The organism is Bifidobacterium sp. JNUCC 75 (assembly GCF_054819865.1).
Genome location: NZ_JBTHIF010000001.1, coordinates 1,483,441 through 1,499,680, shown reverse-complemented (window position 1 = coordinate 1,499,680; position 16,240 = coordinate 1,483,441). Strand labels below are relative to the sequence as shown.

Sequence of the window (16,240 nt, the reverse complement as noted above, 5' to 3'; positions counted from 1 at the left end):
ATATTGCACAAGAAGCTATTTCAGTTTTGCCCATTCTCTTATTTGATATCCAGAATTTTTTGCTCCTATTAAACATTGCGTAAAGTACCAGATGAATATATAGCTTCATCTGTGAGACTTTATTCTCACATATTCACATTTCATTGAGCATGCAGTCAATCTCAATAGCTGCAAGCTATAAGAAACACCAAACAATATGTTCTAATATTGCACAATAGCTTTAACAGAAATAAATTAAAGCTATCAGTTTGCTTACAGACAACCAGGCTACTTATCGCTGAATATTACGTATTCTCAATGCCCTATTTAACCAATAAAGAATTCCCAACGACTTTCGTCGCTGGGAATTCCTATATCTTATCGGGTTACCGATTCTCAATCATAAGCAGACTGAGCTCAGTCCCCTAGAATCGTGGAAATCTCATCTGCAACCGCTTCACTGACTGCATCAACCCCGCCGAGGACGTACGCGAAATCTGTATCAGCATTGAAGCCCTTAAGAGTATCACCCTTGCTTGCAGACTTGATCCAGTTCAGGGCATCCGTGTTTACAGATGTATCAGGGCTCACCAACAGAATCGGGTTTGCCTTCTTACCTGCAAGGACACCGCCAACAAGAGCATCAGGGAAATTCTCACCAGTTGCGAATACAGGGCTCTTCAGACTTGCACCATCGAACTGCCGCTGGTACTGGGCAATTTGGAGTGAAGTCTGGTACCTCGTTGCTCCACCAATACGATGAATGTTCTGTCCAGCAACTCCAGCTGTTTTCAGTTGGCTTACAACGGACTGCGGAACGGCTTGTGATCCACCAGCAATGATGACATTCGCAAAACCATAATCCTTGATAGCCTTCACCGTGCTTGCATCAAGTCCATCCTTCCCGCTCAGGAAGACAGGATATGACTTCTGCTTCGCAAGAGAGGAGATAGACAGAGCATCAACAAAGTTATCACCGGTTGCAATGACTGCTGTATCAGCATTCCAGTCCTCATCAGGCAGTCCCTTGGCATGCTGCTTTTCAGCTTGAGCGAAAATCTCATTGGCAGTATCCCTTCGAGTTGCACCAGCAATTCTGACAACGTCAGCTTCAGTGGGGGCTGTTACTCTCTTGGCAATCTGGTCGACAACTCCATTAGACACTGCAGATGGGCCACCTACCACAATAACCCTCTTCGGCTGCAAACGTGCCAACTGACCATCTGCACGAGCGGAAAGCTGATACGAATTAGTCAACACGATAGGAGCATCAAGCAAGCCGGACAGTCCAGAAGCTGCCAGCGCATCCGGGAAATTATCACCAGACGCTACAATGACTGTACGCTTACCATCTACCGGGAGAGACTGATACGCCTCTTCAACTATTGCACCCATGGTGTCATATCTCACATTGCCTGAGAGCCGATTGACCACACTAGCATATTGGGTAACAGAACCGCTAAATACACCAAGATTCTTCCCAGTGTTTGTGGTAACTGTTCCGTTGAACTTAAATGAAACATTTCTGTACTTTGCAGGTGCTAACCATGTAACCGTACGGTTAAACTTACCAAGCCTATAGTTACTGTCTGGCTGCATGCCAGTGGGGGTGGCATAGACATCGCCGTCTGAACTCAGCTTAATCCCATCAACGACCCAGTCCTCATCCTTGTTGTACTGATGACGGGGAGTTAATGTAATAGTCTGGTCAGCTGCAACTAACTTATCACTACCAGAACCATCCTCCTGAAGTCCCACTATACCAGTTACTGGGAGGATGTCTTTTATGTGGTTCTCACTTACATCAAGCTTAGTCAGATTAGTCAGTGACTTCAGAGGAGAGACGTCGGTGATTTCGTTCTTGTTCAAATAGAGATTCTGCAACTTGGTCAGACCACTTAACGGCGCTACATTGGTAATCTTCTGATCCTTTAGTGTCAAAGTAGTCAAGTTCGGGAAGTTGCTTAAAACTGAGATATCGCTTAAACGATGCGAGCCGTCTGAATCAAGACCGAGAGTATCCAAATGTTTTTTCAGCCCAATTTTCGACAGCCCAGTAATGATAGGATTCCCGGAAAGATTCAGAGTCTCCAAAAGATCCAAATCGGCAAGTTCACTAACATCACGAATATCGTTGTTTGCCAGACGCAGACTCTTAGTATTCTTAAAAGTACTCAACCCACTTAAGTCGTGGATCTTTTTATCGCCTGGGTTTCCAACATAATTCGAATCTATAACCAAATTCTTGGTGTCTCCCAGATTACCAATCTGGTCACCATCATTCACAGTTTTACCGACTCCGGTAAAAGCGGCTTTAATGGCACCTCTCAAGGTATCATCTGGTACACACTCGCGAAGAGTGTTTTCTTCTCCACAACTCGAGCTAGCACGCGCTGGAAGCGTCAAAGCTCCAACGCATACAAGCAATGTGGCTCCGCCGATCAGGCTGGCTCCCAGCTTCAACGGTAGGGATTTCTTAACTTGTGACAACTTACTCTCCTTCATCTTATAAGTTGTACTACGTATTCTCTTATATCCGGAAAGAACCCAACCGGCCCCTTCGCAACATCACTATACACTGCCCTGTGCTGTTGACAATTGAGTGTGTCATAAAAGTGACACACTATTGGAAAAATTGACCTGCGAATCCTTGTCAATTTAATCCAGTTAGGTTTTATAGCTACTCCTTCCCCGAGATGCCAGCATGGCTGGTTTTTATAAAGTATAGCATCTTTATCTATCAGATTGTTTTCTACTTAAAACCTCGCCCTTAGTCACGGTAAGCAAATCGTTGAACTTATAATTTCCCTTTGCGCAGCAATAGCCGATCACAACAAGTCATCCAGCTTGTCGTCTCGGACAGCTTTGTCGAAATCCAGCCGGCATCCATTTGCGTTGAGATAGCCGAGTATTCGTTGGAAAACCTGATCGTTGCCTCCGCTCTCAGTATTGACGTGGCAGAGTGCCTCCTCTTGAGTACCGGGCACATATTGCAGCAGTTGATCATCTGTGGAAGCCACTACCGGAATGGGTTGGTTGGCTCCTACTTGCATAATTTTCAACCACACGTCATCCGTGGTGGGGCATAGAGACATGATCAAGTTCTTGTCAAAGGTAGAGTCAGGCATCAAGTGTGGAGGGAAGAGCGTGCCGGCACCAGTCGTGGCAAAAAGACGCATGGACGGGACGCCCACCAGACGGGGATGATAATGCGGCGCCTCGTAAATCCAATCCTCGTATTTTTTACGACTGCCATCGCTGTTAAAAGTGATGAGATGGGTGCGGGAAGCCACTATGGTTTGCGGATAGCGGCGGTGGGTCGCCAGAAGATCCCCAATCATGGTATTCCGGTAGATTAAATCATCATCAACTGTGACAACCAAGTCGTTCGGAAATTCGCGCAGAGCCCAATAATATTTCTTGTGCGGTTTCAAATCATCGTCGACCCAACGCACCTGGACATCCATCCAAAGCAGGTCTTTCAAGCTGGAAGGCAGGTCACGCTCTCCACCTGGAAAATCAGATCGGCAGAGCCAAAGAATGATCAAATCTGGCAGGGTCTTTTGGGCAAACAGCGACTTTATTGCCAGATGGACAGTCTCGATGCGGGCAGGGTATGAGGTCATAGAGGCAATGATTCGTGGACGGCCAGGCACCAGGGCCCGACCGCATCGGGTACCAAGACGCCTCAGCCTGTTGCGCTTCTCCCTCAAAGACAGGCCCGTAGACATAAACTCCACCTCACCTTCGGCAACCCTATAAAGATAAACACGTCTGGATCGCTAAGAACTTGGATTCCTTGCAGTCAGCATGCCATAAAGTCTAGTTGTACCAGGCTGGGCTCATATTCCTTACCGGTAGGCAACAACTCTCATCAGTTCTCCAACAGCTCGATAGCAGAGCCCTGGAGGAACGACCTGGAAATCGCACCGATTGTTTTTTATGCATAGCCTGATCATGACGGGAACAGGTAAACATCACCCAATGACCATGTGGGTCACAGTTTCTTCAAGGGGAGTAAAGTCAGTATCACAGGTTGAGGTGGTTGGTTGCGGCTTATGCTGACATTTCAGAATCGAGTATGGAATAGATGTCGGATCCAGTTCTCGTCGGCTATTGCGCATGATCACACGCGTGATTAGCTCTGGGGTTTTCACACGAAAGAGGCTGCAGATGTATAACCTGCAAAGAGCTGCTCCCCCTGAACATGCAGTAAGACAGAGAGTCCATAAGGATCGAATCGCTGGCCTGGATCTGGCAAAATCACTGGCAATATTTCTTGTTATTTTTGTACATTACATTTTTTACACCGGTTTTGTCAGCGACACCGCACTGAACAACCTCGCCTCAGCTTTCTCAGTCATCGGAGTGCCCTTGTTCTTTGCTGTCAATGGGTATCTTCTGATGAACTCGCGATTTTCGGCGGACAAGCATCTTCATAAAATCCTTAGGATGGTATTCATCCTACTGGCATGGAAGATTATCAGCTTGCCGATACTCAGTGCCCTGATGCGCAAACGCATAGATTGGAAATTGGTTCCCCAGTATCTTCTGGGTGGCTCTTACGATGTGGTTCCTCTGGGATACTTCTGGTTCATCAATGCGCTGCTGGCCATTTACATTGTTTTTCCCGTACTGAAGACTGCCTACGACGACCCGCACGGGAAACGATACCTGGCCTATGTCACGATTGTGCTTGGTGCTCTGATATTTGCTGTAACGCTAGGAGACAATGCCAAAGACATACTGTCGAGCTACAGCGGGCATCAGGTTCCGCAAGTGCTCGCTTCGATCAGCCAATACGACATACTGGGAGACTATGGTTACGCCCTGGTGTATTTCGTTGCCGGAGGCTACGGGCACGATATAGCAGCCTGGCTGTCTCGTCGCTTCTCAAGCGCGAGGGCGAAAAACATCTGCCTTTCTTTCGTGGCCCTATTGGCCTGGGGTTTACTTTTCACTCTGCAACGGTTCCAGGCTCGGACAAAGGGCATATCTTTCGATATAGAGTCCGGTTACCAGAACGTTCTAACCTTTATCCTGGCCATCGCTCTATTCCAGTTATTCATACAGGTCAGGAAAATCCCGTCAGGCCTGAACGCAATCGTCACGGCTATCGGATCCAATACGCTTGGCATCTATTATCTGCATCTGATGCTGATATTGGTGATTCGTGATCTGATCCTGCATTTCCATTTATTCTACAAGGCGCCCATGCTCATCAATCTTGTGCTGGTGGCCGCTATTGTTTTGATTGCTGCCTTTATAAGCTGGGTCGGCGGCAAAACCCCCTTCTTCAGACATCTTTTTATTGGCTGAATACAGAGCCCCCAGGGCCAGGGGAGCCATCAGCACTGCATGAAACACATACCTTGTGGGATCCATCCGTCCCGGGACGGAAAACGATATGGGGTATGCGAGCAGGCTGAGCACTGAAACGAAATAGGGCGCCAGCCGCATGGCCGATACCATCAAGCGCTCCCTGCCACGCCTTCGCCAAGCGGCATACAGAATGAAGAAGGGTATGACCGATGACCAGACAGCCACGTAGAAGCAGACATTCAGCACCGGTATGGTTGTCAGCATCTGGAATGTTTCATCGGCCAGCCGTTGACGCCAATTGGGGTGCGGATCCTTTTGCAGCCGCCAGTATGTATCAGGATTCGTCATGGTCCATGTATACACGCGCATCACCATGGGATCTTGCTTATACGGGGGTTTCTGGGCCTTGGTGGATTGCGGGCCGACAAAACTCGTCCAGCCACCCTCTAAACAGAAGAAGCCATTCAAATACGACAAGGGATGATGAAGTCCTAAGTTCACCCACAAACGCGCGAAACCGGGCAGGGACCCTTGAGGACCGTTCGCCCCATAGCCGGTGACCGGATCGGATATATAAGGTATGTACTTTGCAGCCATTCCCTCCCAGCCAAAAGGCATCATCTCATCCACTGCTTTTTTCTGGGAATCAGCGATTGCTGTTGGATGATCATGAGCCGTTCTTGACAGCACCTGTACGGGCATGACAATTGCTGCGACCTTCTCCCCCGGCACCACGTGCAGCACAGGAAAAAGACAGGCAGGTATCAGCATGTTGACAACCAGCCATATCGATGCCGCCAGGCAAGCGGCCAGAACCTTCATTGTCCTTCGGAAATGGCCGAGGACCAGCAGGAGCAGGCTCACCACAATAATGTAAAGGCCCATCTTCTTCGTCAGCGAGCTTAGGAGGGTCAGAACAATAAAGGCGCTGAGAAAACGGGGGTTCTTCAAGGGTTCCAGCCGGCCATCGACCAGCTTTACAAACAGGATGGCCCAGGGCAGGAAAAACAAGGCATGAGTCGTATCCTTGCAAATCATCATAGCCATCATGGGAACCAGAGGGAAAAGGCAGAAGAAGACTGTGCAAAGGGCGATGATTCTTTTCCCCATCGCCCTTGTGGACATATAGGCCAGCAGCCAGGCGATGCAGAGCGCAAAAAGTATGACCTGAATTATGACATACAAGGAAAAACCGAAATTCGGACTGCCCGTCAGGAACCGGCCAAGGTCGGAAAACCAACCGTAAAGAAAAGTATCAAAAAAGGGATGGCGGTCAGATATGACGCCAGGGGCCTGGCTGAAAGCCGCAATCCCATAGTATTGGGCCAGTTGATCACCGGTGTCCCAAAAAAGCGAACCCGGGTATAGAAGTATCAGGTACGGAAGCCAGCAGATGAGAATCCGTATGCCATCGCAGAGCACGCCTCTGGGCGATTCAATATGATTGAAGTACAGCCGTCGTATCAGGCTGTTTTTTTGCTTTCCGGTTTGGTCATCCGAAAAAGAACCGATCCTATCTGGAAAGCAGAATCGGAACATCGTAGCGAACAAGACCCAGAAGAGCACTCCATAGAGCACAATATTCAGATACAGATGCGCCTTACCCCATTGAATGGCACCATAGGTTCCCGCATCTGAAGACAGAGAGAAAAGCACTCCCAACAGCAAAGGAAAAACGCAACCTTCCATTGCTCTGCCTTGCAGCAACACGTCACGGTTTTTGCCATGTGCGATCGGCCTGATTCGATTCGAATCAGTCCTGCGAAGTCCGACCATGATTCCCTTTGCATACTGATGGATACGTCAATAATCCAAGCTTATCCTCCCTGCCTACCTTGCAACACCACCAGGAAACCACAGAATACGACCCTGATTCATTGTTGCGTTGATTGGTAAGCTTGTGCCTTGTGGAAGAGATAAGGAAGAACGAGGAAGCACGTGTGGCCGTACTTATTCCCTGTTACAACGAGGAGATGACTATAGGCAAGGTAATCGACGATTTCCGTCGGGCTTTGCCCACGGCCGACCTGTATGTCTTCGACAATAATTCCACGGATGCGACGGCTTCCATAGCAAGGCAACGAAACGCCATCGTCTGCCAGGAGCCTCGGCAGGGCAAGGGCAATGTCATCAGAGCCATGTTCGAGGAAGTTGATGCGGATGTCTATGTGCTGGTTGACGGGGACGACACCTACCCGGCCGAAGCGGCGCCAGAGCTTGTCTCCAAAATCCTCCAGGGATATGACATGGTCTCAGGTGATCGTCTCAGCTCCACCTATTTCCAAGAGAACAAACGGCCCTTGCATGGTCTTGGTAACCGACTGGTCAGGTCTTCGATCAACTTGCTCTTCGGAGCCCATCTGACGGATGTCATGACCGGTTTCAGAGCCGTATCCTTCGCCTTTGCCAAAACCTGCCCCGTAACCTCCTCGGGCTTCGAGGTCGAAACCGAAATGACCATTCATAGCCTGGATAACAACCTGCGTATCTGCGAAATCCCCATCCAGTACCGCGACCGTCCAAATGGATCGGTGAGCAAACTAGATACCTTCGGTGACGGGATCAAAGTCATGTCAACCATCTTTCGCATGATACGCGAGTACAAGCCGTTGCCGTTCTTCGGCATTTCCGGACTGTTGATATCCATGGTTGGACTGCTGTTGACTCTGAGCGTCATGATCGACTATTGGAAAACCGGCGTGGTTCTACGCTTCCCCACGCTTATCGGATCCGTAATGCTCGTCATCGCGGGCCTGTTGCTCATCGTGGCCGGCATCATCCTGGACATCATGGCAGCCGAGGAGCGCAAACGCATCATCCTGGCTCGAAACCAGTTCGCGTATCTGAACAGACAGCAAGCCGCTAATACAAGGCCAGATAGGCCTTGTCGCCAGAGAATACCAGCTGCTGATCCAAATCGAGCTGGTTCCAGTCTCGACCGGCAAAGTACCGGCGATAATCCGACCGAGGCATCTCAATTTTGCTGAGGTTCGAATGACTCAGATAATTGATCATCTGATAATTTGAATAAGGGGTATTCATAATGCGCCGGTTCAGTTCGTACCTCTGATAACGCACACTGTCGTATTTGACATGCACCCTTGCATCAGGAACTATGGCGATAGCTGTTACACGTTGCCCGGTGGAAGCCTCATGCTCTTTGATCTTCTGGGCGACGCTTAGTGCATAGGCTTGATCCTGGGTATTACTGACATAGGCATCATAAGCTATATCCGCCATGCATACGCTTGAAAAGAGGAGGAAGACGCCAGAGACGGCGATAAGCCTTGCAGCATGCTGAGCACCGTTGCCAGAGCCCGGGAAGGCCTCGGTCCCCTCAATTGTGACTTCGGCCTTTCGCTCTGGTTCTGGCATGGGCTCGATCGAGGTCCTGACCATGAGCGGCTGATGCCGAGATGCGAGCAGGGAAACCGCAAAAACCGTGGTCATTGACGCAACCCAAGCCCAAAAAGCCATATTGCTGCGCGGGGTCAAGAGGATATTCTTCTCGATATAGTGAGGAGCAAAGACTGCCAGATAGGTAACCAGGGCGGCGCAAGCCAATTGCCCATAAGGCAGATTGTGCCTGGTACGGAAAGACAGCACCAGCAGGGCAATCAGAAAGAGCATTATCAGGGTGACGCTGAATTTGGGCATGAGTCCATCGGCATTATTGAGCAGAGACAGCTGGTATTTCAATACCTGTTTGACGTTGGAGACAATAGTCGGCAAAGAAAGCCTGGCTCCACGGCCGGGATCGGCTATGTACTTAATATGTATCAAATATCTTACGCAGATGACATTAAAGACAGAGCCGAATGCAGCCATGCCCAGCACCTTGGCCCAACGAAGCACCACCCATGTAAAAGGCTCGTGTCCTTCCCGTAAAGAAGTCAGGCAGCCGCCCAGCAAGGCGAGCGCTAAAAACACGCCTACCAAGCTTTGGTAGCACCCCAGGGCAATCAACAGACAAATCAGCGATGCAGCCGACAGCCAAGCATTCCGTCTGCCGAGGATGAGGCTGACGGCCAAGCTGACGAATATGGAACCGACGGCCGCAGACACAGCACTTTCGGGGAACAAGAGGAATTCAAGTACGAATACGTTGATCCATACCACCGACAAGGTCAGACACAGACAGCACTGCCCAGCAAAGGATGATATTCCACCCAGCCTGGCAAAAGAGGCTGTGAGAATAACCAAAGAGATGGAGAATCCGACAATGCAGATTGCCATGAACAGTCGCTGCCGCAAAACCAGGTTCAGACCGAGGCTGTCCGCCGTCAGCGTCAAACGCCACCATGTGTATCGGCCATTCTGTAAATACCAGGGGGCATTCTGGTCGTCGATCAGATGGTAGGAATCCACCGAGTAATGTCGACGGGCAATCAGGGGAGCAAAGGCGACAACGTTAAGGATGAAGGCCAATAGAGCAATGCCAGCGTGACGCTTCAGCGATTCGATAGGCATCAGTGCATGCCGAGAGAGGACAGATTTCACGTTCAATACCTCTTTTGAATTATCTTGTCGAGACTTTCCCGGTTGAAATGCGGTTTGACGTACATATCAGATGCGTTCTTCGACGATATAGCGGGGTCGATGCTTCACTTCCAAATAGATTCGGCCAACATACTCACCCACCACTCCGATGCCTGACAGGATCAGCCCTCCAAGGATCCAGATTGAACACATTACGGACCCCCAACCGGCCACTGCACGACCAGAGAAGAAGGAGACCAGCACATAAATAAGGATCACTATGCCTACCGCGACCGAGATGAGACCGATGCCGGTGATGGCCCTGAGCGGGGTGATCGAAAAAGAAGTAATGCCCTCCACTGCGAATGACATCATCTTTTTCAAAGGATACTTGGACTCGCCTGCTGCTCTTGAGCCGCGCTTGTAGTACACCTTGCTATGGGGGAAACCAAGAGAAGGAACGATTCCTCGCAAAAACAAATTGACTTCAGTGTAGTGTGAAAGAGCCTCCAAGGCCGTACGGCTCATAAGCCGGTAATCAGCGTGATTCGGTATCGTGTCGGTTCCCAACCATGACATCATCCTATAAAACAGATCCGCTGTCGATCGCTTAAAAACGGTGTCGGTATCCCTGTTGTCCCTGACCCCGTAGACGATGTCGTTTCCTTTGGCATATTCCTTCACCATTGCATCAATGGCATCGGGATCATCCTGCAAATCCGCATCCATTGAAATGGCCGCGTCGCATCCACGACTCAGAGCCTCCATAAGCCCTGCATACAGGGCGTTCTGGTGTCCCCTATTATGAGAAAACTTAAGGCCATGCACCCTCGTAGGGTACTGGGAATGACTCGACTCGACAATTGACCATGTGGAATCGTGAGAGCCATCATCCACAAGAAGAATGTAGCTGTTCTCTGTGATGAACCCACGCTTTTCCAAGTCTGAGAGCTTGGTATTCAGGACGGGCAAAGTGATAGGCAGAACATCCTGCTCGTTGTAGCAAGGAATCACCAAGGCGAGTTGCGGAGCGCCCCTACCGCAACCCTGATCAGATTCGGCTGTCTGGCTTTTAGGCAGATCCGATTTCAATTGCCCAGCAGTGTTCATGGTTTCTAACTTTAAACCCATGCTCAACCAAGTTTGCAGGATACCAGCGAAGGCTTGCTAGAAAGACAAACTATCAATCAATTGAGCACCGCCCCAGTCGTCTCATCGAAGTGGCGCATGGAGCCTTCGACCCGCTGCCAGCCCTTGAGCATCCACCCCATAACCGGATCGTAATATACCCACTTGCCGCCGTTGGATGCCAAGTGCTTCCATCCATAAGTGGTGGCGCCGCTCCAATCGTTGAAGTAGTACCAATTTTCATTGATATAGGCCTCTCCATGGAGCATCTGGCCATTGGACGGATCGTAGTAGACCCACTTGCCGCCGTTGGACGACACATGCTTCCACCCCTTAGCCATAGCGCCGGTAACGGGGTCGAAGAAATACCATTTGCCGGCCTTGCTGCTTTCGCCCTTGACCATTTTTCCATCAGCGGCGTATCTTACATATTTTCCGCCGTTTGAAGTGAGGTAGAGATCCCGGCTTCTGACCATATTGCCGTCATAGGCAAAGTAATACCAGGCTCCATCAATGAGCCTCTCGCCATGGGCCATTCCCAAGGTTCGGGGATCGTAATACACCCTTCGCCCATCAGGCAGCGTCTTCCAGCCCTGGGCCAGCTGACCGTCGTCACCTGCCCAGTACCAGAGTCCGGCAGAAGAATCATATATCTCCTTGGAACGGGCTTTCGCTCCGTTCTCATACCAGTACTTCCCACCATCAGCGCTCACCAACTGACCTGATGCTGAAGGGTTGCCGTTGCCGCTTCCATTAACGCTGACCAGCTTGAATCTTTGGTTCTCGCCTTGATTAGCCGCCCATAATTCCAGCCTGGATCCCGGTGCGCCATTCGAGGCAGTGATGTCCCAAACCTTGTTCCGGCTTCCGGCATATACAGAAGCGATGTAGTACGAACCATCGATGCACCGATACAGGGTCCACTGCTGGTTACGACCGCCATTTGCCGAAAACTGAATCAATGGTGTCCCGTTATCAGCCGAAGGTCCTGATGCATCCACCACTTTGCTGTAGCCAGTCGCAATGGTGTAATTACCGCCACCGGCCGGCTTGATATAGAACTGCTGGTTGTCCTGCCCGTTGTAGGGCCAGATATCCAGAGGCACGCCATTGTCGGGACTGGCTCCTGTTACGTCGACATAGCGATTGTCAAACAGGCTGGCGATATAGTAACGCCCTTCAGGCACGTCCGTTACCTTGGCAGCGAATGAATTGGGGTCGGTTCCATTAAAGTCAGGCTGACTGCGTGTGTTGCTAAAGGCGTTCAAATCCACGTGCCCATTGATGCCGCTGATTGAACCGCTGTTACTGTATTGCCAACCCTTATCAGCAGTTCTGAAATGAAAACCAGTACGCGGACCATAGCTAGCCACCCAATGCGTCTTGGAATGGAGGTTATCAGAATTCAAGGCAGAATAAAGATAGTTGGTGTATGAGTACAAGGAAAGCCTGTTGTATCCGGCAGATGACAACTTGCCCCACCAGGTATTGACTATTTGATCATAGGTTCCAGGATTGGTGGGATGATTGTGACCTGCCCAAGTCCAATTTTCCAAGTCATAATGAACGGGATAGCTGAGATCATAAGGGCTGACCCCGGCCTGCCTCAACAGGTCGACCGCATTGTCGCCCTCGGCAGCGGCCGTATTGGCGTCATAGGCGTATGAGTAGATATAGACCCCGAAAGGTATTCCCAAACGCTTGCATTCGCTGATGTTTCTCTTGGCTTGTTTATCCAGGCCATTGCCCCAACCGTAGCCTAGGCGAATGATGGCGCCGTCGACTCCGGAGTTCTTTACAGCCTCCCAATTTATAGTGTTCTGCCACACAGAAACATCGATGACCCCCTTGGCCTGTTCCGCGAAGAGAGTACCATCAGCCTCAAAAAATGCCTGTGAACCTTGATACGAGCCCCAGTGAGCACCGTATTCATTATTTTGCAAGGAGGCAAAGAATGTACGCGACCGTACGGAGGAATCAGCTGTTGCCGGTCTCGCCTCTTCACCTTGGTTGCCCTTGGTCTGTTGATCGGAATCCGTCTTGGAATCCTTTATGGCTTTCCTGACTTTATCCACATGAACAGGGATGAATGATTCTCCATTGGTCTTAGCCAAAGGATCTGCCTGATGGGTTGATGTCCCGACGATTTTCGGATCGGTGACTTTCTTGCCTGAGTCCAATTGCTTAAGCTGCTGGTCTGGTGTCAAAGCCAGATCATTCGCAACTACGGTCGAATCCTTAGGGATGGCGTTGCTGATTTTCTCTGGCAGTGGTTGATTGGGGTTGTCCGGCATAGATGTGCTCTGCGACTGGTCCTGATCACCTATTGTCGGGGGGCTCGCATGCCCCTCCTCCGCCACCTTTTCCTGCGTTGCTGACTGTGTATTCCACTCAGCAGCCGTGGATCCAGGTGCGCTGGGCTGAAATCCCATAGGGCCAGCCATTGCAGCAGAGGCAGCAATAACCAAAATATTTTTAATCACAGACCAAAGCACTGTTACGGCTCCCCTTCAATCGTCATGCAACAATGAACCCACCAACCACACTGGTACCAGCTTAGGAGGTAAAGCCGAGTTCGTCCAATGATCGCGGAATTGGTTTCGAAACATACCAGATACCAGACTTTCCAGCGTCACCGAAAGCTCCAAGGCCTGCCGAGCGGACACCTCAGCCTAAGAAAAGGCGTATGTATTGGTCCGGAACCTTGCTTGAAGACGATAAGCGATACGTCCATTCATTTGCTGCCGGACAGAGTCTGGACGTTTTCGGGAATTTAGCTGGAGCTTCCCGCAGATGCAGGGGATGCCATGACCCCCAACACCGTGACTCCCAACAGAAAAACATTGCATGGTGGAATAATCCATGAACTCATAGCCGGAGATGATGGACGTGTTCCCTGATGGACAGCACAACCATCGTTGCTGCCGTGACATCTGCAGTGCATAAAATCTATTGAACAACTACCTGGATTCTTGAAGCCTGTGCATCATCCAATTCCAAAGGCTCAGCAATCCCCTTCGATTCATTCTCATCCCTATTGGGACTACTTTGCCCGGCCGATATCTTCTGAACGCGGATTTGCGCCCCCTGTGATGCGTCCCCAGGCGAGACTAATTTCAGCAAGGTCCCTGGGCGCACCCTGTGCTTGCTCAAGTACCTGAGCAATGCTGGATCCTGATCGCTTACTCGCCATACCCGAACGGTTTGCCCATCTTCCACCTGAGACAGAGACTTCGTTAGTGGGACATCGGGCATGCTGCCGGATTCGGTCGGTATGGCATCCCCATGCGGATCCTGGGATGGATGGCCCAGATAACGATCAATCCTGTCAACCATCTTCTCGGAGACGGCATGCTCAAGGGCATCAGCCTCCTCATGCACTTCATCCCAGCTATAGCCCAGGACTTCCACCAGGAAAGTCTCCAGAAGGCGGTGACGACGGACCATGGTAACAGCAGAGCGTCTACCTGCCGAAGTGAGACCAACCCGTCCATAAGGCTTGTGTTCCACCAAGCCGGCATTGACCATACGTGAGAGCGCGCCCGAAATGGTCGATTGCTTCATGCCGGTCCGTTCAGCGATATCCGTGGGGTGGACTGGGCCATCGTCCCACTCCTCCAGATCCCAAATGACTTTTAGATAGTCTTGGACATTGGTGGAAAGCTGAATGACGTCCATGTGCACAGTCTATAGCACAATTCCTTAGCCCCTCCCCCAATTTTTAGTCAAGCATCAGCAGAATCTGGCATGTAGACAATGTCACAGACATGTCCTCGTCAAGGTCTCGCAATTTTCATGTGACACCATTAGACTTCGAAGGGTCGAAGTTTTCTTTCAGACCTTTGAGCAACCAGAATCAAGGAAGGTGTCATGCCGAACACTCAGACCAGACCCTCCTCAGGGTCCGCCAGTCCAGCCGGATCCGAAGTCAGGACTCCGCCGTCCAATCGGCAGCGCCAATCCCATCCGATCATCGAGACGGCCAATGGGCGATCCCTGGAGGAGATCAACGCCACAGTCTCCGTGCCCAACTCGACCTCCTCCTTCTGGAAGAACCTGGCTGCCTTCTCAGGCCCAGGCGCCCTGGTGGCAGTCGGCTACATGGATCCTGGCAACTGGATCACTTCCATCGGCGGCGGTGCCCAATACGGCTACCTGCTCATGAGCGTCATCCTCATCTCCAGCCTGATTGCCATGATGCTGCAGTACATGTCGGCCAAGCTGGGAATCGTGACTGGTCTGGACCTGGCCCAGGCCACACGCCAGCACACCAGCCGCCGGCTGAGCTTCGTCCTCTGGATCTGCACGGAGCTGGCCGTGATGGCCACCGACATCGCCGAAGTGATCGGCGGGGCCATTGCCCTGAAGCTGCTCTTTGGCATTCCGCTGGTCCTGGGCGTGACGCTGACCGTCCTGGATGTGCTCATCCTCCTGCTGTTGACCAAGATCGGCTTCCGCCGCATCGAGGCCATCGTGGCCACCCTGATCCTGGTCATCATGGCGGTATTCCTCTACGAGGTCTTCCTGGCCAAGCCCGACATGCCCGCGGTCTTCCGCGGCTTCATCCCCGACAAGGCCATCCTGGGCAACGGACAGCTGACCATGGCTCTGGGCATTGTGGGCGCCACGGTCATGCCCCACAACCTCTACCTGCATTCATCCATCGTCCAGACCCGCGACTTCGACCGAAGCGACGACCGTCAGGTTGCCAACGCTGTCCGCTTCGCCACCTGGGATTCCAACATCCAGCTATCCGCCGCCTTCGTGGTCAACTGCCTGCTGCTGGTGCTGGGCGCGGCCATGTTCTTCGGACACGGCGAAGGGCTGGACACCTTCACCGCCCTCTACAACGCCCTTGGCGACAAGACCATCGCCGGGCCGGTCGCCTCCGGACTGCTCTCCACCCTCTTCGCCGTAGCCCTGCTGGCCTCCGGTCAGAACTCGACCATCACCGGCACCCTGACCGGGCAGATCGTCATGGAGGGCTTCATCCGCATGAGGATTCCACTCTGGTTGCGCAGGCTGGTCACCCGTGTGATCTCCATCATCCCCGTGCTGATCTGCACCATCGCCTTCGGAGGCAAGGAGTCCGCCCTGGATAGCCTGCTGGTCTACTCCCAGGTCTTCCTGTGCGTGGCCCTGCCCATATCCATGATCCCCCTGGTCTGGTACACCTCCTCCAAGAAGATCATGGGCAAGTATGCCAACCCTCGATGGATGGCCTTCCTGGCCTGGATTGTCGTGGCTGTCCTGACCGGGCTCAACCTCCAGCTGGTCATCCAGGATGTGGGCGAATTGATACAGATGCTCTGAACACCAGTGCTCTGATGAG

Annotated in this window: 8 protein-coding genes and 2 pseudogenes; 3 read left to right on the top strand and 7 right to left on the bottom strand. The window is 51.4% G+C overall.

Going from position 1 to position 16,240, the window contains the following annotated elements; translation table 11 throughout:
- Window positions 1-396: 396 nt before the first annotated feature.
- Together ACVWNW_RS06035 and ACVWNW_RS06030 are read right to left on the bottom strand one after the other, a co-directional pair.
- Window positions 397-2,469: a cell wall-binding repeat-containing protein gene (locus ACVWNW_RS06035; RefSeq protein WP_454481681.1), complete on the bottom strand. Its 2,073-nt coding sequence runs from the start codon at window positions 2,467-2,469 to the stop codon at window positions 397-399.
- A 338-nt stretch (window positions 2,470-2,807) separates the two neighbouring features.
- Window positions 2,808-3,710, bottom strand: a complete 903-nt coding sequence (locus tag ACVWNW_RS06030; RefSeq protein ID WP_454481679.1) for a glycosyltransferase family A protein — start codon at window positions 3,708-3,710, stop codon at window positions 2,808-2,810.
- A 442-nt stretch (window positions 3,711-4,152) separates the two neighbouring features.
- On the opposite strand from ACVWNW_RS06030, the gene ACVWNW_RS06025 reads away from it, so the two are divergent.
- A complete protein-coding gene (locus ACVWNW_RS06025) occupies window positions 4,153-5,298 on the top strand; it encodes an acyltransferase (RefSeq protein WP_454481677.1) in 1,146 nt (381 codons plus the stop codon).
- 156 nt (window positions 5,299-5,454) lie between these two features.
- On the opposite strand, the pseudogene ACVWNW_RS06020 reads toward ACVWNW_RS06025, so the two are convergent.
- Window positions 5,455-6,840 (bottom strand): annotated as a pseudogene (locus ACVWNW_RS06020) (DUF6020 family protein); the annotation flags it as partial.
- Between the two features lie 368 nt (window positions 6,841-7,208).
- Between ACVWNW_RS06020 and ACVWNW_RS06015 the strand changes: the two are divergent.
- Complete coding sequence (locus ACVWNW_RS06015; RefSeq protein ID WP_461196341.1) at window positions 7,209-8,288, top strand: glycosyltransferase family 2 protein; 1,080 nt, start codon at window positions 7,209-7,211, stop codon at window positions 8,286-8,288.
- 493 nt (window positions 8,289-8,781) lie between these two features.
- Here the strand turns inward: ACVWNW_RS06015 and ACVWNW_RS06010 are convergent.
- The 4 genes and pseudogenes from ACVWNW_RS06010 to ACVWNW_RS05995 form a co-directional block, all read right to left on the bottom strand.
- Window positions 8,782-9,771: pseudogene (locus ACVWNW_RS06010) on the bottom strand (glucosyltransferase domain-containing protein); the annotation flags it as partial.
- 96 nt (window positions 9,772-9,867) lie between these two features.
- Window positions 9,868-10,911 carry a glycosyltransferase family 2 protein gene (locus ACVWNW_RS06005; RefSeq protein ID WP_461196340.1) on the bottom strand — a complete coding sequence of 348 codons (1,044 nt, stop codon included), beginning with the start codon at window positions 10,909-10,911 and terminating at the stop codon, window positions 9,868-9,870.
- 56 nt (window positions 10,912-10,967) lie between these two features.
- Window positions 10,968-13,403, bottom strand: coding sequence for an RICIN domain-containing protein (locus ACVWNW_RS06000; RefSeq protein WP_454481673.1), 2,436 nt, complete (start codon window positions 13,401-13,403; stop codon window positions 10,968-10,970).
- 454 nt (window positions 13,404-13,857) lie between these two features.
- Window positions 13,858-14,586, bottom strand: coding sequence for a metal-dependent transcriptional regulator (locus ACVWNW_RS05995; protein ID WP_198191543.1), 729 nt, complete (start codon window positions 14,584-14,586; stop codon window positions 13,858-13,860).
- Between the two features lie 192 nt (window positions 14,587-14,778).
- Between ACVWNW_RS05995 and ACVWNW_RS05990 the strand changes: the two genes are divergently transcribed.
- Window positions 14,779-16,221, top strand: a complete 1,443-nt coding sequence (locus ACVWNW_RS05990; protein ID WP_454481670.1) for an Nramp family divalent metal transporter — start codon at window positions 14,779-14,781, stop codon at window positions 16,219-16,221.
- The last annotated feature ends 19 nt before the right edge of the window (window positions 16,222-16,240 follow it).